The sequence below is a fragment of the Methylobacterium oxalidis genome (assembly GCF_007992195.1).
In the GTDB taxonomy this organism is placed as follows: Bacteria; Pseudomonadota; Alphaproteobacteria; order Rhizobiales; family Beijerinckiaceae; genus Methylobacterium; species Methylobacterium oxalidis.
Map to the genome: position 1 here is coordinate 17911 of NZ_BJZU01000081.1, position 20113 is coordinate 38023.

General features: G+C 71.3%; 23 protein-coding genes. 10 read left to right on the forward strand and 13 right to left on the reverse strand.

Annotated features, from left to right (window positions below; genetic code table 11):
- Positions 1–156: 156 nt before the first annotated feature.
- On the forward strand, positions 157–1692 hold the full coding sequence (locus MOX02_RS19070; RefSeq protein WP_147027380.1) for a CYTH and CHAD domain-containing protein: 1536 nt from the start codon (positions 157–159) through the stop codon (positions 1690–1692).
- A gap of 358 nt (positions 1693–2050) precedes the next feature.
- Here the strand turns inward: MOX02_RS19070 and MOX02_RS19075 are convergent, their stop codons facing one another.
- On the reverse strand, positions 2051–2245 hold the full coding sequence (locus tag MOX02_RS19075) for a hypothetical protein (protein ID WP_147027381.1): 195 nt from the start codon (positions 2243–2245) through the stop codon (positions 2051–2053).
- A gap of 159 nt (positions 2246–2404) precedes the next feature.
- Here MOX02_RS19075 and MOX02_RS19080 point away from each other — a divergent pair, with 159 nt between their 5' ends.
- The gene (locus MOX02_RS19080; protein ID WP_174804946.1) at positions 2405–3934 is read left to right on the forward strand and encodes a carbohydrate porin; all 1530 of its coding nucleotides are present in this window, start codon (positions 2405–2407) and stop codon (positions 3932–3934) included.
- Positions 3935–4100: 166 nt separating this feature from the next.
- Here the strand turns inward: MOX02_RS19080 and MOX02_RS19085 are convergent, their stop codons facing one another.
- From MOX02_RS19085 to MOX02_RS19095, 3 genes are all read right to left on the reverse strand, one after another.
- Positions 4101–4244, reverse strand: a complete 144-nt coding sequence (locus MOX02_RS19085) for a DUF1127 domain-containing protein (protein WP_147027382.1) — start codon at positions 4242–4244, stop codon at positions 4101–4103.
- Positions 4245–4482: 238 nt separating this feature from the next.
- The gene (locus tag MOX02_RS19090) at positions 4483–5811 is read right to left on the reverse strand and encodes an SCP2 sterol-binding domain-containing protein (RefSeq protein WP_147027383.1); all 1329 of its coding nucleotides are present in this window, start codon (positions 5809–5811) and stop codon (positions 4483–4485) included.
- Positions 5808–6620 carry an SDR family NAD(P)-dependent oxidoreductase gene (locus MOX02_RS19095; RefSeq protein ID WP_147027384.1) on the reverse strand — a complete coding sequence of 271 codons (813 nt, stop codon included), beginning with the start codon at positions 6618–6620 and terminating at the stop codon, positions 5808–5810. Before MOX02_RS19095 ends, MOX02_RS19090 begins: the two co-directional genes overlap by 4 nt.
- 97 nt (positions 6621–6717) lie before the next feature.
- Between MOX02_RS19095 and MOX02_RS19100 the strand changes: the two genes are divergently transcribed.
- From MOX02_RS19100 to MOX02_RS19115, 4 genes are all read left to right on the forward strand, one after another.
- Positions 6718–7338 carry a TetR/AcrR family transcriptional regulator gene (locus tag MOX02_RS19100; protein WP_147027385.1) on the forward strand — a complete coding sequence of 207 codons (621 nt, stop codon included), beginning with the start codon at positions 6718–6720 and terminating at the stop codon, positions 7336–7338.
- A gap of 309 nt (positions 7339–7647) precedes the next feature.
- Positions 7648–8550: an NmrA family NAD(P)-binding protein gene (locus MOX02_RS19105; protein ID WP_147027386.1), complete on the forward strand. Its 903-nt coding sequence runs from the start codon at positions 7648–7650 to the stop codon at positions 8548–8550.
- Positions 8551–8618: 68 nt separating this feature from the next.
- On the forward strand, positions 8619–9083 hold the full coding sequence (locus tag MOX02_RS19110) for an Rrf2 family transcriptional regulator (protein ID WP_147027387.1): 465 nt from the start codon (positions 8619–8621) through the stop codon (positions 9081–9083).
- Complete coding sequence (locus tag MOX02_RS19115) at positions 9073–9780, forward strand: class I SAM-dependent methyltransferase (protein WP_238179764.1); 708 nt, start codon at positions 9073–9075, stop codon at positions 9778–9780. The genes MOX02_RS19110 and MOX02_RS19115 overlap by 11 nt, the downstream gene beginning before the upstream one ends.
- A 43-nt stretch (positions 9781–9823) precedes the next feature.
- On the opposite strand, the gene MOX02_RS19120 is transcribed toward MOX02_RS19115, so the two are convergent.
- Complete coding sequence (locus MOX02_RS19120; RefSeq protein WP_147027388.1) at positions 9824–10207, reverse strand: nuclear transport factor 2 family protein; 384 nt, start codon at positions 10205–10207, stop codon at positions 9824–9826.
- 208 nt (positions 10208–10415) lie between these two features.
- Here MOX02_RS19120 and map point away from each other — a divergent pair, with 208 nt between their 5' ends.
- Positions 10416–11168, forward strand: coding sequence for a type I methionyl aminopeptidase (gene map, locus MOX02_RS19125; protein WP_147027389.1), 753 nt, complete (start codon positions 10416–10418; stop codon positions 11166–11168).
- 38 nt (positions 11169–11206) lie between these two features.
- On the opposite strand, the gene MOX02_RS19130 is transcribed toward map, so the two are convergent.
- From MOX02_RS19130 to MOX02_RS19145, 4 genes are all read right to left on the reverse strand, one after another.
- Positions 11207–12370, reverse strand: coding sequence for a mandelate racemase/muconate lactonizing enzyme family protein (locus tag MOX02_RS19130; protein ID WP_147027390.1), 1164 nt, complete (start codon positions 12368–12370; stop codon positions 11207–11209).
- Positions 12371–12546: 176 nt separating this feature from the next.
- Positions 12547–13440, reverse strand: a complete 894-nt coding sequence (locus MOX02_RS19135; RefSeq protein WP_147027391.1) for an NAD(+)/NADH kinase — start codon at positions 13438–13440, stop codon at positions 12547–12549.
- 10 nt (positions 13441–13450) lie between these two features.
- Positions 13451–14437, reverse strand: a complete 987-nt coding sequence (locus MOX02_RS19140; RefSeq protein ID WP_147027392.1) for an SPFH domain-containing protein — start codon at positions 14435–14437, stop codon at positions 13451–13453.
- Between the two features lie 16 nt (positions 14438–14453).
- Positions 14454–15179 (reverse strand): NUDIX hydrolase, encoded by a 726-nt coding sequence (locus MOX02_RS19145; RefSeq protein ID WP_147027393.1) that lies wholly within the window; start codon positions 15177–15179, stop codon positions 14454–14456.
- A gap of 461 nt (positions 15180–15640) precedes the next feature.
- Here MOX02_RS19145 and MOX02_RS19150 point away from each other — a divergent pair, with 461 nt between their 5' ends.
- Together MOX02_RS19150 and MOX02_RS19155 are read left to right on the forward strand one after the other, a co-directional pair.
- Positions 15641–16240 (forward strand): phasin family protein, encoded by a 600-nt coding sequence (locus tag MOX02_RS19150; RefSeq protein WP_147027394.1) that lies wholly within the window; start codon positions 15641–15643, stop codon positions 16238–16240.
- A gap of 125 nt (positions 16241–16365) precedes the next feature.
- Positions 16366–16611 carry a hypothetical protein gene (locus tag MOX02_RS19155; RefSeq protein WP_147027395.1) on the forward strand — a complete coding sequence of 82 codons (246 nt, stop codon included), beginning with the start codon at positions 16366–16368 and terminating at the stop codon, positions 16609–16611.
- A 37-nt stretch (positions 16612–16648) separates the two neighbouring features.
- Here MOX02_RS19155 and MOX02_RS19160 read toward each other — a convergent pair whose 3' ends face one another.
- The 4 genes from MOX02_RS19160 to MOX02_RS19175 all read right to left on the reverse strand — a co-directional run bounded on the left by MOX02_RS19160 (position 16649) and on the right by MOX02_RS19175 (position 19192).
- Positions 16649–17362, reverse strand: a complete 714-nt coding sequence (locus MOX02_RS19160; RefSeq protein WP_147027396.1) for a spermidine synthase — start codon at positions 17360–17362, stop codon at positions 16649–16651.
- A 100-nt stretch (positions 17363–17462) separates the two neighbouring features.
- Complete coding sequence (locus MOX02_RS19165) at positions 17463–17741, reverse strand: adenylosuccinate synthase (protein ID WP_147027397.1); 279 nt, start codon at positions 17739–17741, stop codon at positions 17463–17465.
- Between the two features lie 30 nt (positions 17742–17771).
- The gene (locus MOX02_RS19170; protein ID WP_147027398.1) at positions 17772–18026 is read right to left on the reverse strand and encodes a hypothetical protein; all 255 of its coding nucleotides are present in this window, start codon (positions 18024–18026) and stop codon (positions 17772–17774) included.
- 152 nt (positions 18027–18178) lie between these two features.
- The gene (locus tag MOX02_RS19175; protein WP_147027399.1) at positions 18179–19192 is read right to left on the reverse strand and encodes an HWE histidine kinase domain-containing protein; all 1014 of its coding nucleotides are present in this window, start codon (positions 19190–19192) and stop codon (positions 18179–18181) included.
- 429 nt (positions 19193–19621) lie between these two features.
- Between MOX02_RS19175 and MOX02_RS19180 the strand changes: the two genes are divergently transcribed.
- Positions 19622–20113: DUF1254 domain-containing protein (locus MOX02_RS19180; protein WP_147027400.1), on the forward strand; the 492-nt coding region annotated here is incomplete at its 3' end.

The following is a 20113-nucleotide window of genomic DNA, read 5'->3' on the forward strand; positions in this document are numbered from 1 at the left end:
AGCGCTTGCCCTCGGTCTCGACGGGCGGCCCCGGTTCCGGTCTATCCGGGCCCGGTCCGGCGCATGGCCGAGCCGGTGACCGAAACCGTTGAACCCGCGTTGAGAGGCATGCCGCAGGATGCTGCCCGCCCCACCTCACGGATCAGGACGACCTCGATGAGCGAACCGAGAGAGATCGAACTGAAGCTTCAGGCGGAACCCTCCGACCTCGCGCGCCTGCAGGAGCATTCCCTGCTGCAGCACGCGACGCAGGACGAGACGATCCTCACCGCGGCCTATTTCGACACGGACGATCAGCGCCTGCGCAACGCCGGCTACAGCCTCCGGGTCCGTCGGCAGGACGGGCGGCACGTCCAGACCGCCAAGGCCGAGGGCGACGGGCTCATCGAGCGGTCCGAGTGGGAGCAGGAGGTCGCCGGAGACGCGCTCGACCGGGAGGCGCTGGCGCGGACGCCCCTCGCGGCGCTCCTCGAGGGGGCCGAGCCCCGGCGGCATTTCTCCGTCGTCGTCGAGCGGACCACCTATCTCGTCAAGCAGGGGCAGTCGCGCATCGAGGTCGCGCTCGACCGCGGCCGCATCGAGACGACCGAACCCGGCACGACGGCTCTGCCCGTCTGCGAGATCGAGCTCGAATTGAAGTCCGGAGAGGCGGCGGACGTGTTCGCGCTCGCGCACGCGGTCGCGACCCTCGTGCCCCTGCGCCTCGGCGTCCTGAGCAAGGCCGAGCGCGGCTACCGCCTGACCGAGGACGGCGTGGCGCAGGTGCGCAAGGCCGAGCCCGTCCCGGTCCGCGAGGATATGCCGGCGGCCGACGCCTTCAGGGCGGTGGCCCATGCCTGCCTGCGCCACATGCGCCAGAACGAGGACATCCTCCTGGAGGGGCGGAACGCCGACGCACTGCACCAGATGCGCGTCGCCGTGCGCCGCCTGCGCTCCGCCTTCTCGCTGTTCGGAGATCTGGTCGCGGACCCGCAGGGCGACCGCCTGCGGGCCGACCTGAAGCGGCTCACGGAGCCGCTCGGACGGGCGCGCAACCTCGACGTCTTCCTCTCGGCCACGCTGCCGGCCGAGCGCGAGCGGCATCCCGACGAGCCCGGCCTCCTCAATCTGGAGAAGCATCTGGAGGCGCAGCGCACCGAAGCCTACGAGGCCGTGCAGGCGATGCTGCGCTCGGACGAGTGGCGCACGCTGATCCTGGATCTCGTGGCCTGGATCAATGTGGGGCCGTGGCTCCGGGCGGAGGATCCCGACACGGTGCAGCGGCTCCGGCAGCCCGCTTCGGACTTCGCAGCGAACGTGCTCGCCCGGCGTCGTCGCCAGGTGAAGAGGCGCGGGCGCGATCTCGACAGGCTGAGCCCCGAGGAGCGCCATCAGGTGCGCATCGCGGCCAAGAAGCTGCGCTACGGGGCCGAGTTCTTCGCCGGACTCTACACCGGGCGGAAGGCAGCCAAGCGCCACAAGGCGTTCGTCAAGGCGCTGTCCGAACTGCAGGACCATCTCGGCGAGCTCAACGACATCGCCACGGGGCACGAGCTTCTGGATGACCTCACGGGCGCGGACCTGCGCGCGGCCTCGACGCTGTTCGCGGCCGGCGTGACGGCGGCCGATCTCGAAGCCCGCACGCGCAAGTTGCTCAGCGCCGCCGCGGAGGCGCACGAGGAACTGCTCGACCTCAAGCCCTTCTGGCGATGAGAACCGCCCGCGCACGTTCGCGGCGCGGCGGGCCCTCGCGTCCGTGGCCCTGCCGGGAGATCCGCAGGCGGGATCTCCGCTGTCATCATCCTTGGCATATCGCGTGCTAAACGCATCGCGCCGCGCCGGCGGCTTCCTCCCGAGGCGTCCTCGCGACGGCTGGCCGGGCGGTCGGGCTTCGTCTCCGCGCGCCGTCCGGCCTGTCACAGACGACCGGTCCGGACCCGAAGATCGGTCCGAGCGGTGCGCGATGATCCGGAGCATCCGGTGGCGATGCGGGGGGCTGCAGCCAGTCGTTCTTTCGGGCGCGCCGGTACAGGACGGCGCAGATCGCGAGGAAGCCCCCGCGCACGAGGGATCAGCCGTAGCGCTCGAGCTTCGGCCGGTGATGGACGGTCTGCCCGTCCTCGATGGCGAGCGGATGAAGACCGAACCGGGCCTGCACCTGCGCGAGGAGGTCGGAGGGCGGCTCGTAGAGACCGATCCAACCGAAATGCCTGGGGCGACGCGCCCGCCTGCTCGACCGGCACGTCGGCGCCCCCGGCACAGACACCGGATGCAATCACACCGGGCGTTTTGTCCGGCGACTAAGCCAAGGTTGCGATGTTCCTGTGGCCCTCAGGTCCTGTCCGGCGGCATCGATCGTGCCTTACAGACCCAGGGGCGCAAACGCGACCGCGAGCCTTCGGGGTCTCGCTCAGCGGGAGGCCAGATGCGTGTGACAGGCCGGCACACCGCCTCGCACCTGAGGATCTGCAGCGCCCTCTGCGCGCTGGCGCTGAGCTGTTCCGCGGGCTCGGCGCAGGATCTCCCGCAGACCCTCTCGGAGGCTGCCCGGATCGCGGCAGAGACTCCGTTCCTGCGCAACCAGCGCGGCGCGGGCGGCGATCCGCAGACCTCGGTCGCCCAGCCCGACACCTCCGCCAAGCCCTCGGCGAACCTCACCACGTCGATCGAGGATCAGCTCGGCTCGGAGGGCGACCCCGGCGGCCTGCGCAGGTACCTGCAGCAGAGGGGGATCGCCTACAGCTTCACCTATATCGGCGAGAGCTTCCTGAACGCCCGGGGCGGATCCCGCCGCGGCGGCATCTACGAGGGCCGCCTCGACGTCCAGTTCGATGCCGACCTCGACAAGCTGCTCGGCTGGCTGGACGCCAGCATCCACGCCAACCTGTACCAGATCCACGGCACCGGCTTCTCGCGCTACTACGTCAACAACTTCATCACCGTCAGCGCCATCGAGGCGCTGCCCGCCTCGCGCCTGTACGAGCTCTGGTTCGAGCAGCGCCTGTTCGACAACCAGCTGAGCCTCCGCATCGGCCAGATCGCCAGCGACACCGAGTTCGCGGTCAGCCAGACCGGGACGCTGTTCATCAACTCGACCTTCGGCTGGCCCAACATCATGGCCGTCATCCTGCCGAGCGGCGGACCGATCTATCCCCTCGCCACCCCCGGCGTGCGGGCCAAGTACGTGCCCAACAGGAACCTCTCCCTGCAGGTCGGCGTGTTCAACGGCGACCCGGCCGGACCGGCCCGTTTCGACAACGACCCCGACCCGCAGCGGCGCAACCGCACCGGCACGAACTTCCGCACGAACGACCCGGCCCTCGTCGTCGCGGAGGCCGCCTACGCCTACGGGCTGGAAGCCTACGACAACATCGAGCCCGGCACCGTGACGCTCGGCGGCTGGTATCATTTCGGGCGCTTCAACAGCCCGCGCTACGACGAGGCAGGCCGCTCCCTGGCCGACCCCGCCAGCACCGGCATCGGCCGCCGCTTCCGGGGCAACAGCGGCCTCTACGCGATGATCGACCAGACCGTGTACCGCGAGCCCGACGACCCGAACGACGGCGCCAGCGTGTTCGTGCGGGTCTCCTCCTCGCCGGCGGACCGCAACCTGCTCGACTTCTACGTCGATGCCGGCATCGGCTACAAAGGGCTGCTGCCGGGCCGCTCGGACGACACGGTCGGCATCGCCTTCGCGCTCTCGCGGGTCTCCGGCAGCGCCCGCGGCTTCGACACCGACACGATCTTCCTGACGGGGGTGCCCGGTCCGCGGCGCAGCAGCGAGGCCGTCCTGGAGGCGACCTACCAGGCCGTGCTCGGCCCCGGCATCACCCTGCAGCCGGACTTCCAGTACGTGTTCCGGCCGGGCGGAGGCATCGTCGACCCGCGCGATCCCGGCGGCAGGCGGCTGCGCAACGCCGCGGTGTTCGGCCTGCGCGCCACCATCCGCTACTGAGCGGGCCCGGCGGTCAGGCCCCGGGCGGCGCCCTGCCGGCCGATCTCGCGGACCTGGGAGGTCAGCGCCGCCTCGTCGAGGCTGGCGATGGGCAGGGCGACGAGGGCCGCTCTTTCCGGCGTCCCTCGTCACAGTCGCGGAGGGAGGCGCGCGGCCTCGCCCGCTCTCAGGGGCGCACGCGCCGCTTGGCGAGATCGGTCCGCTCGATGCCGATGTCCGCCAGCAGCCGGTCGTCGAGGGCGGCGAGATACCGGACGTTCCTGCGCGTCTGGCGCCAGATGCGGATGTTTCGAACGATGGAGGTGAACATCCCTGCTCTCCGTTGCTTGGGCAGAGCGGGGATGAAGGAAGTGTGGCCGACGATCCGTGATGCGGATCACACACGCGATGTGCTGCGAAAGCTTCGCGAGAGCGTGAGGCGGACTGTGCGGGACTGGACTTCGGCGGGTCGCTGCACCGATCTCGGTCCGTCGCCGATCACCGTGGCGGCGTCTGCGGATCGTCCGCAGCAGCTGCGGCAGGCGTCGCGCGGCATCCGCGCCGCTATTTCAGGCCGGGAAGCAGCGACCGAAGGCTGCGAGCAGGCGGGGCGATCCTCTCAGCCGCAGGCGTCCCGTCATGAACAGGCGCGCGAGGCCGAGTTCGCGGTTCAGGAACCGCACCCAGGCCGCACCGTCGACCGCGATGCGCAGGTCGGGGCGCCCGACATGACCCTCCGCGACCGTGATCCGCTGCCGGCGGATCGTCACCGTCGCTCGGGCCGCCTCCCGGCCCGTGAACTGGAAGTGGTACACCGCCGACAGGTCACCCGCCCTGCCGGGCTGGAACGACAGCGGCATGCCGGTGAGAAACCCCTGGATCGAGGTCGCGCGGGCGCTTTGGCGCACGAAGCGGACGCGCTTGTGCGGGAAGCGGCGCGCCACGTGGGCGGCCGCGTCGCTGTCGCGCACCACGTAGACGGGTTCCACGCGGTCCCTGAGCGGGTCGACGACGGTGCGGAGATGCCGGGCCTTGTCGGCGCGGTAGGGGCCGATCACGTCCTCGCCCGCCGGGCAGACGGCGATGCAGTAGGCCGCGTTGTAGTTCGGGCCGTAGGAGAGGCTCTGCCAGCGGCTCACCGTCTCGGCGTAGCTGTGCTTCGCGCGATAGTCCGCCACCGAGCGGCTGTCGGCGACGTCCTCGACGAAATTGACGAAGCCGCCCATGAACTGCTGGTAATTGTGGTTCAGGCAGGCCGAGAAATCGAAGTACCCGTCGGGTTTCAGAGCGCCGACCGGGCAGGCGGCCACGCAGAGCTTGCACGAGATGCAAGGATCGACGTCGAGCGGCGCGCCGACCCTGTCGACGTCGGCCGCGATCAGCACGGTGTTCAGGAGCACGAACGAGCCGAAGCGAGGATGGATCAGGCTTCGGTGGATGCCCATCCGGCCCAGGCCCGCCGCTTCCGCCACGCGCTTGTGCGAGACGATCCAGGCGCGCTGGGGAAAGTCGTCCATCTCCATCGGGAAGGCCATGGCCGGGTTGAGCGCGCGGATGCCGTCATCCTCCAGCCTCCGGACGATCCGGCGGGCGATCGCGTCGAGCTCGTGACCGGAGGCGTGGAACTCCAGGTTCGCGACGGAGCGGGCCGGAGAGCGGACCGGCTCGCGGTGCATGCGCCCGACCAGGGCGAGCAGCGTGCCCGTGCCCGGGAACGCCTTCGCGATGTGCGGGACCTCCCCGCGCAGGGCCGGATCCTCGATCGGGACGAGCCCGCAATCGTCGGCGCCGCAGGCCCGCGCCAGCGCCAGGAGCTCGTCGCTCCGGAGGCCGGGCCTCTCGCCCCGGTCGCGGACGACGGTGAGCGGAAGGCCGGAGACGTCCGCTGGAGCGATCATCGCGCCGTCATCCCGACCATGACGCGGCCCATCATGCGGACCCGGCCGGCGCGCGGTAGCGGCTTGAGGGCGGTCTCGAGCGCCTTGGCGAGGAAGCCGGGGCGGACGGTCGCCCGCCGCCCGAGCGCCCGGAGGCTGCCGGCCGCGACCTCGTCCGGCGTCTGGCCGGACGCGATCCGCATCGCGGCCCGCTGGCCGAAGCCGGTCATGACCGGCCCGGGCGCCGACGCGAGGACGTCGACGCCGCGGGGCCGCAACTCGGCGTGCAGGCCCTCGGCCAGGGTCTGCACGAAGGCCTTCGTCGCGGCGTAGTTGGCCGCCCGGGGGACGCCCTGGAAGGCCACGAGCGAGCTCATCAGGATGATGCCGCCGCGTCCGCGCTCGACGAACCGACGCGCGAAGGCGTGCGTCACCTGTGTCAGAGCCCGGCAGTTGACGTCGATCATGTCGAGTTCCGCGGCGAGGTCGCCGTCGACGAACGGGCCGGAGGTGCCGAACCCGGCCGCGGCGACGAGCAGGCGGACATCCCGGTCAGATGCCACCTCGGCGACCCGGCGCGCCTGCTCGCCGTCGGAGAGGTCGGCGGCGAGAACCTGCACGTCGATCCCGTGCCGGCCGCGCAGATCCCGGGCGATCTCGGCCAGGACGGTCTCGCGACGCGCGACGAGGACGAGGTCGAATCCCGCCTCGGCGAGCCGGCGTGCGAAGGCGAGGCCGATCCCGTCGGAGGCGCCGGTGACGAGGGCGGCCGGACCGTACCGGTCGTGCAGGCGCGAAGGGAACTCGGATTGTTCAGCGTGACGGGGCATCGGGCAACCTCGCCGAAATAGGATGTCGTCCGACATCTATTTGCTAGGATGTCATCGATCATCTAAAAGTCAACGGCCCGCGCCGGAGGAGGATGAGATGCGCATGTCGAAGGAGGCGGCGGCTGCCAGCCGGATCCGCATCATCGAGGCCGCCTCCCGCCTGTTCCGGGAGCGCGGGATCGAGGCGTGCAGCATCGCCGACGTGATGGCTGCGGCCGGGATGACGCACGGGGGCTTCTACAAGCACTTCCAGTCCAAGGAGGCGCTCGTCGCGGCCGCCCTGAGCGCGGCCTTCGCCGGCCACACGGATCGGTTCGCCCACCGCCGCGAGCAGGATGGGCCGCTGGCGGCCCTCGACGCCTACGTGGCCGAGTACCTCTCGGAGGATCACCTCACGCATCCGGGCGTCGGCTGCCCGGCCGCTGCGCTGGGGACCGAGGTCGGCCGCGGCTCTGGCGATGCCGCGCGGGCCTTCGCGCAGGGCGTCGAGACCATCATCGCGGATTTCGTGACGGCCGCGCCGCCGGGGTGCCGCGGCGCGGCCGCGCGCGCGGCGGCCATCCGCCGCTTGGCCATGATGGTCGGGGCCGTGGTCGTGGGGCGCGGGGTCGGGTCCGGCGCTCTGCGCGACGAGATCCTCGCGGCCTGCTCGGACGTCGAGAACTTTCCGGCCGCCGGGGCCGCGGGCAAGGCACGCAGGGTCACGGAAAGGGGTTGATCCCGGGAGGCCGCAGGAGCTCCGTAGAGATCGGGTATCCCGCCTTCAGGGTGGTCGGAGGCTGCTGCCTCGCCGTGCCCGACCCCGCCGGGCGTCGTCTCACCGCTGCGCCCCGCGACGATCGCGGACGGATTTCTCTGCACCGCCGCGGTGCTGAGCGAGCCGGCAATGCGCGCTCCGGCGCGAAGATATCTCACGTCGAAGTCTGAATGTTCCGGACCGGCAGCGGCCTGTTTCGGGCATGGTCACTGCACGGCGGCACCGCACCACCCTACCTCGGTGAGGACATTCGACACGACGAGGTGAGGCATGGCGGACGGGGCACGTCCAGAGGTGGTGCTTGCCGGGGCGACCGGGGGGCTCGGCCTGCGCATCGCGCGCGAGCTCGGGCATCGCGGAGCGCGGGTCACGGCCGTGGTCCGGCCGGGAACCGATCGGGCGCGGACGGCACCGCTCGAAGCGGCCGGAGCGACCCTGGCGCCGGTCGACCTGACGAATTCTGTCGACCTCGCGCGCGCCTGCGAGGGCGCGACCTGCGTCGTGTCGGCGCTGAACGGCCTGGAGGAGACGATCCTGGACGGCCAGACCGCTCTCCTGGAGGCAGCGGTCGCGGCCGGTGCACGGTGCTTCATCCCGTCCGACTTCGCCCTGGACTTCACCCGGACGAAGCCGGGCCGCAACCGCAATCTCGACCTGCGCCGCAGCTTCCACGAGCGCCTCGACCGCGCACCCGTGCGGGCGACGTCCGTGCTGAACGGCGGCTTCATGGACATGCTGACGGGGCAGATGCCGCTCATCCAGTGGCGCTGGGGGCGGGTGCTGTACTGGGGGGAGGCGGACCAGCCGCTCGACTTCACCACGATGGACGACGTGGCGGCCTTCACGGCGGCCGCGGCGCTCGATGGGGATGCCCCGCGCATCCTGCGCATCGCCGGGGAGGTCACGAGCGCGCGTGAGCTGGCGCAGGCGACGAGCGAGGTCACGGGCCGGCACTTCAAAGTTTTGCGCGTCGGCGGACTGGGCACCCTCGACGGAATGATCGCGGCAGCGCGCATCCTGGCTCCCGGCCGCGGGCAGGTGTTCCCCGTCTGGCAGGGCATGCAGTACCTGCGCGACATGTTCGAAGGCGACGGCAAGCTCGACCCGCTCGACAACGGCCGCTACCCGGGCCTGCGCTGGACGGGCGTGCGCGCGGTGCTCGCCCGCCGCTGAGCGCGTTCCGGCCGCGCCGGACCGGGAGGCGTTGACAGCCACGCGTCTCATGAAACATGATTAGTTGCATGAGACGGGACAGCAGATTGTCGGGCGTCCTCCACGTGCTCCTCCACATGGCCGAGGCGGACGGTCCGATCACCTCCGAGCGTCTGGCCGCCGTGATGGGGACCAATCCGGTCGTGGTGCGGCGGACCATGGCGGGCCTGCGCGACCTGGGGCTCGTCGCCTCCGGGAAGGGGCATGGCGGCGGCTGGGTGATCGCCTGCGACCTCGACCGCGTGACCCTGCACGACGTCTACCTCGCGCTCGGCTCGCCGGCGGTCTTCGCGATGGGCCACCGCAGCGAGCAGCCCGAGTGCCTCGTGGAGCAGGCCGTCAACGCCTCCCTGGCGAACGCCTTCCGCGACGCGGAGAACCTGCTGCTCTCGCGGCTAGGCGAGGTCACGCTCGGCCGTCTCAGTGCCGATTTCCACGCGCGCCTGGCACGGCGCGGCCTTTGCGGCCAGGAGCACACACGCGATGACGCTTAGCGCGCGACAGACACCGCTGGACTTCATGGCGGCCTTCTCCGACCCGGAGGCCGTCGCCCGCTACGCCGACGGGCCGCGCCGCTTCGTGCCGGGCTTCGAGGCGCTCCACCGGATGACCGGCATCCTGCTCGGCGAGCACGCCACACCCGAGGCGCGGGTGCTGGTGCTCGGCGCCGGCGGCGGGCTGGAGCTGCGCGCGCTGGCCGAGGCGCATCCCGGCTGGTCGTTCGTCGGCGTCGATCCCGCGCGCGAGATGCTGCGTCAGGCCGAGCGGACGCTCGGACCTCTGATGGACCGGGTCACCCTGGTCGAGGGCTACATCGAGGATGCGCCGCCCGGGCCCTTCGACGCGGCGACCTGCCTGCTCACGCTGCACTTCCTCGGCGCGGAGGAGCGGGAGAGGACGGTTCGCGCGATCCACCGGCGGCTGCGGCCGGGCGCCCCGTTCGTGGCGGCGCACGGCAGCTTCCCGCAGGACGAGGGAGGCCGCTCGCGCTGGCTCGCCCGCTACGAGGCCTACGCGGTCGCTTCCGGCGTCGAGCCCGAGCAGGCGATGCGGGCGCGGGCCGCCGTGGATGCCGCGCTCGCCGCGCTCGGACCCGAGGAGGACGCGGCCATCCTGCGCAGCGGCGGCTTCCGGGACGTCGAAGCGTTCTTCGCCGCCTTCACGTGGCGGGGCTGGGTCGGGCGGGCGTGAGCATCCGAGCGGGCGGCGCGCTGACGCGTCTCCGGGCCGCGCCCTAGAACATCCCGTTCGGATTCGCGGAGGTTTCGGGCAGGACCTGCAGCACGTCCCAGTGCTCGACGATCTTGCCGTCGGCGTCGAGCCGGAAGATGTCCATGGCCGCGTAATCGTCGTTGCCCGGCCAGTGCTGGAAGCAGTGGAGGACGACCAGATCGCCCTCGGCCACCGCCCGCTTCACCTCCACCCGCTTGCCCGGCCACTCGCGCGCCGTCCGCTCGAAATAGGCGATGAAGCCGTCCTTGCCGGTCGCCACATGCGGGTTGTGCTGGATGTAATCGTCGCCGGCGAAGCGCTCGATCGCAAGGCGCGGCTGAGACGCGTTGAACATCAGCTCGTAGAAGGCGATCACGTTCGCCTTGTTCTGAGCGGGATCGGTCATGCTGTCCCCCTGGATGGCCGCGCAAGCCTAGCACGCCCGATCGACCGCGCGGCCGAGACCTTCGGGCGGAGGAGCCCGATGCGCACGAGGCGGGCAGCGCCCAACGGGGTCGGCGCCCGCGCACGATCGGGCGCTTGATCGGGGGAGGCGAACGCTTCAGCTTCGCGCCCGCAGGCCACTCTGCTCCGGCCTTGCGGGAGGAGACGGCATGACGGTGTCGAGCGAAGACGAGCTGGCGGGGCTGAAGCGGATCGGGCGCATCGTTGCCGACACGCTGCAGGCGATGGGCAGGGCCATCGAGCCCGGCATGACCACGCGCGAGCTCGATCGGATCGGGCGGGAGTGCCTCGAAGCCGCCGGGGCCCGACCGGCCCCGGAGATGGTCTACGCCTTTCCCGGGGCGACCTGCATCAGCGTCAACGAGGAGATCGCGCACGGCATTCCGGGCGCCCGCCGGATCCGACCCGGTGACCTCGTCAACATCGACGTCTCGGCGGAGAAGGACGGCTACGTCGCCGACACCGGAGCGTCGTTCGCCGTGCCGCCCGTGCCGCGCGCGGTCGAGCGGCTCTGCAAGGACGGGCGCCGGGCCATGTGGACGGGACTGCAGCAGGTCGGCGCCGGCCGGCCGCTCTCCGGCATCGGGCGGGCCGTGGGCGCCTTCGCGCGGAGGAACGGCTACACGCTGGTGCGCAACCTCGCCAGCCACGGCGTCGGCCTGTCGCTGCACGAGGAGCCAACCGAGATCGCGACATGGCCCGACGCCTCCGAGCGCCGGGTGATCGGCGCGGGGCTGGTGCTGACCGTCGAGCCCTTCCTGTCCCTCGGCGCCGAATTCGCCGAGGACGGCGACGATCCCTGGACCCTCTACAGCCGGCCGCGAGCACACACGGTCCAGTACGAGCACACGGTGGTCGCCACGCGCAACGGGCCGCTCGTCCTGACGCTGCCGACCGCGTAGCGGTGCGAGCCGCGATCGCTCGGGCACAGGCCGTTCGCCTACTCGGCCAGGTCGCGCATCACCGTGATCAGGTCCGACTTGCCCTCGAAGCCGATGCCGGGCAGCTCCGGCATGACGATGTGTCCGTCCTCGACCCTCACCCCGTCCGGGAAGCCGCCGTAGGGCTGGAACAGGTCGGGGTAGCTCTCGTTGCCGCCGAGGCCGAGACCCGCCGCGATGTTGAGGGACATCTGGTGGCCCCCGTGCGGGATGCAGCGGGAGGGCGACCAGCCGAACTGGTGCAGCACGTCGAGGGTGCGCAGGTACTCCACGAGGCCGTAGGAGAGCGCGCAGTCGAACTGCAGCCAGTCGCGGTCCGGGCGCATCCCGCCGTAGCGCAGGAGGTTGCGGGCATCCTGGTGCGAGAACAGGTTCTCGCCGGTCGCCATCGGGCCGGGATAGAACTCGGAAAGCGCCGCCTGCAGGGCGTAGTCGAGCGGGTCGCCGACCTCCTCGTACCAGAACAGCGGGTACTGCCGCAGCATCTTGGCGTAGGCGATGCCGGACTCCAGGTCGAACCGGCCGTTGGCGTCGACCGCGAGCCGGGCCCGTCCCTCGATCTCGCTCAGCACCGCCTCGATGCGGCGCTGGTCCTCGCCGATCGGCGCTCCGCCGATCTTCATCTTCACGACGGTGTAGCCGCGGTCGAGATAGCTCCGCATCTCCGCCCGCAGCTGGGTGTCGTCCTTTCCCGGATAGTAGTAGCCGCCCGCCGCGTAGACGAAGACGCGCGGGTTGGCCTCGACGCCCTTCTGCTCGGCGAGCAGCCGGAACAGCGGCCTGCCGGCGATCTTGGCGGTGGCATCCCAGATCGCCATGTCGAGGGTGCCGACCGCGACCGAGCGCTCGCCGTGGCCGCCGGGCTTCTCGTTCGTCATCATGGCCGCCCAGAGCCTGTGCGGGTCGAGGTTGTCGCCGGCTTGCGTGAGCACGCTCGCCGGATCGGCCTCCAGGATGCGGCTTCGGAAGCGCTCGCGGATGAGTCCGCCCTGGCCGTAGCGCCCGTTCGAGTTGAAGCCGTAGCCCACGACCCGGCGCCCCTCGCGCTCGACGTCCGTGACGACGGCGACGAGGCTCGCGGTCATTTTCGAGAAGTCGATGTAGGCGTTGCGGATGGATGAGGCGATCGGCTTGGTCACCTCGCGGACGTCGACGATGCGCATGGATGCCCTCCGGGGCGTGATCTGAGCCGCCCGTTCGCGGCGGCGTCATCCGGACCTGTGCCGATCCGGTCTTCGGATCGCCCGGCTTCCGGTGCGGGAGCGCGGAGGAAGGCTACCTCTCGGCAGGGCCGCTTGGCCATCGCCGTGATCCGCCCGCCCCATGCCGGGGCGAGGGTTTACCCGACCACGAGGTTGAGCGTGCGGGAGGCCGGCGCGAGCTCCACGCGCCGGCCCCAGTCGAAGGCGATGAAGTCCTGCTCGATCCCGTCCGCGAACACGACGCCGCCCTCGTTCATGCGCGACGTCACGGCGAGGGGCGCGCCCGTCAGCTTGCCCGCGCGGAGGCCCGTGGACGTGGCGACGCTCGGGAAGGGCTCGCGCACCCAGTAACCCACCGCCGATTCCTCGGGGCCGATCCGGAGCGTGAGGCCCGTCGCCTCGCCGATCGCCCGCGCCCAGCCGGTCACGCCGGTCCCCGACGCCACGATGAGGCCGCTCGACGACTGATCCTCGGCCGCGCCCGCGGTCTCGATCCGGTAGCGCGCGGATTGGTGGCCACGATGGCCCACGAAGATCTCGTTGAGAGCGAGCAGACGCTCGCCGCCGTCGAGCACGGCCTGCACCATCGTCCGGTGCTCGACGCGGGCGGCGCCCGCGAGGCTGGCCGGGAGGAGGGGGGCGAGGCGCTCGACCGCGACCCGCGCCAGCACGCCGTCGTAGAGGTCGGGGGCTGGGTTGACCCCGATCACCGGCTGCGCGCCCAGGTATTTCGCGACGTTGGCGACGAGCCCGTCCTGTCCCACGGCGACGACGACGTCGTCGGGGGCGAACAGGAAGCGGTCGAGGTCGGGCCGCCGCACCAGCGCCTGCCGCCAGTCCGCCGGCACCGCGGCGCGCGCCTGCATCAGGGCCTCGTGGAAGCGGGCGTGGCGGGCGTCGATCTCCTCGATCCGCTGCCCGCGGCTTTCCAGGAAGAAGCGCACCTGGCCCCGGGTCGCGTGCCGGGCGATGAGGAGCTCGTAGTCCGTGTCGCGGGTCACGAACACGGCGCGCGGCGCGACGGCCGGCACAGCCCGGCCCTCAGCGCACGGCGACGGGGGAGGGGGCCGCCCGACGGAACTCGCCGAGCGCCGCCGCGATGAGGTCCGGCGTCACGGTGACGTGCTCGATCGTCTCGAGCTTGCCCGCGAGCTCCCGCGCCGCCAGCCCGAGCAGGACCGTCGGCGGCAGATCCCGGTAGACGGCGACGCGCCGCTGCTCGGCCTCCGCCCGCGCGCCATCGACGAGGCGGATGCGCTCGGCCTCCGCCGCCGCCTCGAGACCCTGGGCCTCGGCGAGGCCGGCCGCGCGGTCGCGGGCGTTCTCCGCCTCCTCGGCGATCAGGAGCTTCTCGCGCCGGGCCAGTTCGGTGCGGGTGGCGAGCTCGTTCTCCGCGATGGCGCGCTCCTTCTCGACGGCGAGCGCGCGGCGGGCGAAGGTCGCCTCGTCGGCCTTCTGCTGCAGCGCCTCGAAGGTCGGCGTCTGAAGCGCGCGCTCCAGCTCGCTCGACGGCGCGAGGTTCGTCAGCCGCACCGACACCGCCGCGACGCCGATCTCGGCCAGCGCCGCGGAGGCCGTCAGCACCGATTCCAGCGTGCCGCGGACCGGCTCGGGGCCCGCGTCGAGAAGGGCGTCGACCCGCTTCTCGCCGAGGTATTGCAGGACCGCCTGACCCGCGATGCCGCTGATGCGCGCCTCGATCCACTCGACCGGCTCGGTGCGCAGCTTGCCGGTGACGAGGTCGATCGAGAAGTCGACGCGGCTCGCCAGCAGCTCGGGATCGACCACGTGCCAGCCGATCGTGCCCTGGACCGCGATCGTCTGGAAGTCCCGGCTGCGGCCGCGCACGAACAGCGTCATCTCGCGGTCGTCCACCGGCACCTCGCTGATGCTCGCGGTCTCGGGCCGGAACCAGAAGACGAGCCCCCGCCCGCTCTGCCGGACGCGGCCGTTGCGGTAGCGGATGACGTGGCGGCTCGTCTCGCTCCGCAATTGGGCGATCAGTCCGAGGTTGCGGATCGTGGCCATAGGCTCCTCCTGAGGATCAGCGCGGCCGCGCGAGGCGGTAGAGTTCGGCGGGCCGGAAGGACGTACCGGCCTCGCGGGTGCCCGTGGGCTTCAGCCAGCCGCGATCCAGCATGCGGCGGCGGAAGGCGGGCTTGTTGAGCGGCGTGCCGAGGATCGCCTCGTGGACGTCCTGGAGCTGGCGCAGGGTGAACTGCTCGGGCAGCAGCGCGAAGGCGACATCCGAGTAGTCGAGCTTGCCCCGCAGCCGCAGCACCGCGAGCGCGAGGATGTCGGCGTGGTCGAAGGCGAGGGCGAGGGGCTCGCCCCGGCGCGAGAGGGCCGCGACCGGCCCTCCGGTCTCGCCGGCCCACGGCACGTCGAGAATGGCGGCCGCGAGCGGCGCCTCGCCATCCAGCGCCTCGGCGAAGCTCCGCTCCGGCAGGAGCGCCAGGTAGGCGACGGAGACGATGCGCATGCGCGGGTCGCGGTCGAGCGCGCCGAACGTGTAGAGCTGCTCCAGATGGGCAAGGGCGATGCCGGCCTTCTCGCGCAGCACCCGCTCGGCCGCCTTGTCGAGTGTCTCGTCGAGGCCGACGAAGCCGCCGGGCAGCGCCCAGCGACCGGCATGCGGGTGCTGGCTGCGCTCGAGAAGCAGGACAGCCGGACGGCCGTCGCGCAGGCCCAGCAGGACGAGGTCGACGGCGAGGGCCGGGCGCGGGAATGCCGCGGGATCATATCCGGCGAGGAAGTCGGCTTCACTCATGTCGGCAACATATATGTGACTTGCAACTAAGTAAAGCGCATATCGCATATATGCCGGTGCGAGGTATCGGCGCCGCCGCCCGTGTGCCGACGGAACTGCGCTGCCCTTCTGATCGGCGCCACTGCCCGCGCGTCACGGGACCGGCTCGGGGTCGGCCCGCTCGGCGGAGAGCCGGCCCTGATCTCAGCGATGCTGCCGGACCACTCCATCCCGCCCGGCTCGGGATCGGTCATATTGTGCAGTGCAGTCAGACGGTTAAGGTCTGGCTATAACATTTGACGACCGCAACGATAAATTAATCTTGGATAAATGCCGCTTGCAGAGCTTGAAGCACAGGTCTCCGGCACGACCTAGGTGCAGTGCGATAGCGAGCCAAAAACTCCTTCGCTGCCTAAGGTGAATGTGCCTATATTCTTAAGCACACCATCTGAATACATAATCCTGAGAGGCGGGAGACACGAATGGCTTTCAACCAGAACAACGTCCAGGCCAAGCAGCGCGAGCAGAACGAGAAGGTTGCGGACACCGCCAGGGCGAACCTCGACAACGCCGCCGAGCAGAACACGCAGCTGGTGGACGCCGCGCAGGACGGCCTGAACAAGATGGCCGACCTGCGCGAGCAGGCGTCCGAGAACGCCCAGAAGATCGTGCAGCGGAGCGTCGAGACCGCCTCGCAGCAGGCCCGTGAGGCCGCGGAGCGCTTCACCAGGACGCTCGGCTTCACCGGTGAGGACAGCGAGCGCCTCGCCCGTCAGTCGAAGCAGAACCTGGAGGCCGTCACGCGCTGCGGCACGGTTCTCACCCACGCCGTCCAGGACGCCTCCCGCGGCTGGTTCGGCCTGGCGCAGAGCCAGTGGCAGCGCAACCTCGAGGGCCTGAGCAAGCTGGCCCGGGCGCGGTCCGTTCAGGAGTTCACGGCGATCCAGAGCGAGCTGGTGCGCGAGAGCCTGCAGCATTTCGTGCAGGACAGTCGGGCCATCACCGAGACCTCGGCGCGCGCCGTCGAGGAGGCCGGCAAGGCGTTCTCCCAGGTCGCGCAGAGCCCGACGCTCGTTCGCTAACGCACGCTCGGCTCTGAACCCGGACCGACCGTCCGGAGTTGGGATCACGTCTGGGGCGGCCTCGTCGGCCGCCCCTCCCACTTCTCAGTCGCATGGGCCGCGCGCCTCGCGGCGCGGAGCCCTTGATGTACGATCCCTTTGCTGTCGCCCTGCTCGCTCTCGAAGCGCAGAAGGTTGTCGAGCTTCGGCTTGTGAAGCTCGCCTGGGGCGGATTCGAGGGGTGTGCCGAGGCTCAGCAGATGGTGAGCGAGAAGGTCAGCGCCTTCATCGAGGCGTCCGGCACGCTGATGACGGGCGGCTCCTGCGATGCCGTGGTCGATCGGTACCGGGAGCACGTGGCCGCCAACACCAAGCGCCTGACGGCGGTCTAGCGCAGGGCGACGGTCCAAGAGCGGGGTGCCGCCCCGCTCAGCGACCTGTCGGCCTGCGGGCGGGGCTGTCGCTCGCCTGCACGCGCTCCGCGAGCCAGAGGACGTGCCGGCGGCCGCTCGATCCGCCGCTCGCCCGCACGCGGATCTCGTCGACGGCGAAGCCCGTCTGCTGCAGCCGGGCCTTGAACTTGCGGTCCGGCCCGCCCGACCAGACGCCGAGGATGCCGCCGGGGCGGAGCGCATAGTGCGCCCGCTTGAGGCCCCAGGCATCGTACAGGCGGTCGTTCTCGCGCCTCACCATGCCCTCAGGCCCGTTGTCGACATCGAGCAGGATGGCGTCGTACCGGCCGGGGCCGGACTGGATGAGGCGGTTCACGTCCGCCTCGACCAGTTCGACCCGCGGGTCGTCGAGGCAGCCCGCGAACAGGTGCGCGAGCGGGCCCCGCGCCCAGGACGCCACCGCCGGCACGAGCTCCGCGACGACGACACGCGCCTCGGGGCCGAGTTCCTTCAGGGCCGCGCGCAGCGTGAAGCCCATGCCGAGGCCGCCGATGAGCACCGCGGCGCGCGGGCGGTCGCGCAGGCGCGAGCAGGCGATCGTCGCGAGCGCCTCCTCCGATCCCCGGAGCCGGTTGTTCATCAGCTCGATCGTCCCGACCATGATCGAGAACTCGTCGCCTCGCTGCATCAGGCGCAGCGGGACGCTTTCGCCGGGCACCGCGCCGGTGTCGAGATGGACCCAGGGGATCAAGGGGAAACTCCGTTCGGGATGCCGGCACGCCGCGCCCGCTCCGCCCGGCCGGGCGCGCAATCCCGGCTCTCCGGGCCACGACGCGCGGCACGAGGCCGCCTCAAGGCGCCTGCGCGATGACGAACTCCATGCCGCGCCCCGGCCCCTGGTCGGCGTACTCGACGAGCGTCAGGCCGCGCTCCGCCAGCACCGCCTCGACGGTGTCCCGCTGCTTGCGCACCATCTGCCCGACCGCGAGCGGTGTCAGCCGCGGGCTCGCGCGCCGGAGCTGATCCAGCCCGATGCTGGCGGGCAGGCCCGCACTCTCGGCGATCCGGGCGAGCGCCAGGCCCAGATCCTGAGCCTTCGTCTCGGCGGCGGATTTCTGCGTGAACGCCATGTCGCGCCTCTCCGGTCTGCAACGATGCCCTCAGCCGCCCTGCAGGCTCTCGGCGAAGTCGTCCGGCACCTCGCCGAACTGCGCGAGGATCGTCGCGCTCTCCAGTTCGCCCGTCTCGTCGTCGGCCACGACCCGGAGCGCGGCCGTGCCCGGCACCCGGGCCGACATCGCTTCGGCCTTCTTCAGGGCGCCGCTCTCGGTCCCGGTCATCTCGCGGTCGCCGGGCACGAGGCGCTTGCGCTTCAGCACGAAGGTCTGGACCACGTAGCTCGTCTTCATCGCCATGCCGCATACCCAGCCTCGATCTGCGAACCGTTGCCTGTCCACGTCGCAGAAGTCGCGCGCACAGACCAGATCCAACATGGACGTCCACGTACCATCGGGCAGGTCCCGTCGGCGACGCGCGCTTCGGCCGCGGGGCAGCGGTATCCGCCCGCCTATGCGGGTCCCGGCAAGGGCATGGCGACGTCCATCCGCAATCCGTCCGGGTCGAAGGTGAGCTCGAACTGCGCCTTCGCCTGGTAGGTGAGTAGCTGCTTGAGAAGCTCGGTCCCGAATCCTTCCCGGGTCGGCAGGGCGACGGGCGGCCCGTCATGCTCGTTCCACGTCCAGTGCAGGACCTGGCCCGAGGCGTCGTCGGCCACCGACCATGTCACCTCCACCCGCCCGGCCGGGTCGCCGAGGGCACCGTGGCGGATGGCGTTCGTCGTGAGTTCGTGCAGCGCCATGCCGACCGGGACGGCCAGTTCTGAGACGAGCAGGACATGGGGCCCGCGCAGGGAGATGCGCGCCTGCCCCGGCCCGTCGTAGGCGTTGAGCTCGGTCCGCAGGAGGCCCTCGAACGAGACGGCCTGCGTCCGATCCTCGGTGATCAGCGCGTGGGTCTTGGACAGGGACGCGATGCGGCCCGAGAAGGCACGCTGAAACTCCGCGAGGCCGAGCGAGGAGCGCAGGGTTGCGTTGAGCACGGCCTGGACGGTCGACAGGGTGTTGCGCACGCGATGGTGCAGCTCTCGCACCAGGAGCGCCTGGCGCCGCTCGAAGGCATGCCGGTCCGTCACGTCGCGCTGCGCCGACACCCAGCGGGTGATCCGCCCGTCCGGCTCGCGGACGGGCGTGATCAGCCACTCGACCATGTAGGTCGAGCCATCCTTGCGGTAGTTCACCGCCTTGCCCTGGAAGGGCTCGCCCGCGTCCAGGGCCGCGTGCATGCGGTCGAGCACGGCCCGTTCGGTCTCGGGGCCCTGGAGAAGACGCGGGCTCCGGCCCAGGACCTCGTGCGCCGCGTAGCCGGTCATGCGGGTGAAGGCCGGGTTGACGTACTCGATCCTCGGGCCCGGCGCGTCGATATCGGCGGAGGTGATGAGGATGGCCTCGCCGGTCGCCTCGACGGCGGCGCGGAGCACGCCTGTGTCGGGCTGGTCGCGGGTGGCATCGAGCCGTGCATCCAAGGGGTCTCACCTCCGTCGAACGGCCTCGGTCGCTGACGCCCCGCCTGCCGCGCACCGGCCAACCGGAGAGCGGGGATTCGGTTCCTCCGCGCGTCATTCGGCGTCGATGGCGGCCATCGCGGCAAGCGGAACGGCGGCGCGCCCGGCGCCGAGATCGCGGCGAGGGCTCCGTACCCCTCTCGACACCTCGACCGTCCGTCCGCTCGGAACCCTTGCCGGACCGCGGGCCGGAGCGCAGCATCCCGCCGCGCTCTGTTGGAACCGGGCCCCCGGTCGGCCGAGCGGGCCGACAGGCAGCCGCGCCCCGTACCGGAGCCTCCCCGCGATCTCACCCGGCGAGAGGCCAACCGACGACAGCCCGGTACCGGCGCAACGGCCGGGATCACCCGGAAGCGGCCTGCCTGACCGAGCCATTCACAGGAGGCGATCATGGATGTCACCAGACGGATCTTCGCCGCGGGCGCTGCTACGCTTCCCTTCGCCGGCCCGGGCCTGCCCTTCGCCCGCGCTCAGAGCACGGTCCAGGACGCGCCGCTCATCGGCACCGACGCGGCGGCCGATCCGCTGGACCTGGCGACGGACGCCTACATCTACGGCTACCCGCTCGTCACCATGGAGATGACCCGGCGCGTCCTCACCAACGTGGCCGCGCCCGAGGGCAAGAGCGCGCCGATGGGCCAGTTCGCCAACCTGCGGGCGTACCCGGACGCGAAGTTCCGCGCCGTCACCGCCCCCAACGCCGACACGCTCTACTCCAGCGCCTTCCTGGATGTCGGGCGCGAGCCCTACCTCCTCAGCATCCCGGCTCAGGACGGGCGCTACTACCTCATGCCGATGCTCAGCGCCTGGACGAACGTCTTCGCGGTGCCGGGCAAGCGCACCACCGGGACGGGCGCGCAGACCTACTTCATCGCGGGGCCC

Coding starts and splice junctions, on each gene's coding strand:
- MOX02_RS19095 (WP_147027384.1), bottom strand. CDS start 6,620: ATGCCCCGTCACGCTGAACAATCCGAGTTCCCTTCGCGCCTGCACGAC.
- MOX02_RS19090 (WP_147027383.1), bottom strand. CDS start 5,811: ATGATCGCTCCAGCGGACGTCTCCGGCCTTCCGCTCACCGTCGTCCGC.
- MOX02_RS19155 (WP_147027395.1), top strand. CDS start 16,366: ATGTACGATCCCTTTGCTGTCGCCCTGCTCGCTCTCGAAGCGCAGAAG.
- MOX02_RS19140 (WP_147027392.1), bottom strand. CDS start 14,437: ATGGCCACGATCCGCAACCTCGGACTGATCGCCCAATTGCGGAGCGAG.
- MOX02_RS19105 (WP_147027386.1), top strand. CDS start 7,648: ATGGCGGACGGGGCACGTCCAGAGGTGGTGCTTGCCGGGGCGACCGGG.
- MOX02_RS19110 (WP_147027387.1), top strand. CDS start 8,619: ATGAGACGGGACAGCAGATTGTCGGGCGTCCTCCACGTGCTCCTCCAC.
- MOX02_RS19070 (WP_147027380.1), top strand. CDS start 157: ATGAGCGAACCGAGAGAGATCGAACTGAAGCTTCAGGCGGAACCCTCC.
- MOX02_RS19085 (WP_147027382.1), bottom strand. CDS start 4,244: ATGTTCACCTCCATCGTTCGAAACATCCGCATCTGGCGCCAGACGCGC.
- MOX02_RS19150 (WP_147027394.1), top strand. CDS start 15,641: ATGGCTTTCAACCAGAACAACGTCCAGGCCAAGCAGCGCGAGCAGAAC.
- MOX02_RS19130 (WP_147027390.1), bottom strand. CDS start 12,370: ATGCGCATCGTCGACGTCCGCGAGGTGACCAAGCCGATCGCCTCATCC.
- MOX02_RS19165 (WP_147027397.1), bottom strand. CDS start 17,741: ATGGCGTTCACGCAGAAATCCGCCGCCGAGACGAAGGCTCAGGATCTG.
- MOX02_RS19080 (WP_174804946.1), top strand. CDS start 2,405: ATGCGTGTGACAGGCCGGCACACCGCCTCGCACCTGAGGATCTGCAGC.
- MOX02_RS19100 (WP_147027385.1), top strand. CDS start 6,718: ATGCGCATGTCGAAGGAGGCGGCGGCTGCCAGCCGGATCCGCATCATC.
- MOX02_RS19145 (WP_147027393.1), bottom strand. CDS start 15,179: ATGAGTGAAGCCGACTTCCTCGCCGGATATGATCCCGCGGCATTCCCG.
- MOX02_RS19120 (WP_147027388.1), bottom strand. CDS start 10,207: ATGACCGATCCCGCTCAGAACAAGGCGAACGTGATCGCCTTCTACGAG.
- MOX02_RS19115 (WP_238179764.1), top strand. CDS start 9,073: ATGACGCTTAGCGCGCGACAGACACCGCTGGACTTCATGGCGGCCTTC.
- MOX02_RS19170 (WP_147027398.1), bottom strand. CDS start 18,026: ATGGCGATGAAGACGAGCTACGTGGTCCAGACCTTCGTGCTGAAGCGC.
- map (WP_147027389.1), top strand. CDS start 10,416: ATGACGGTGTCGAGCGAAGACGAGCTGGCGGGGCTGAAGCGGATCGGG.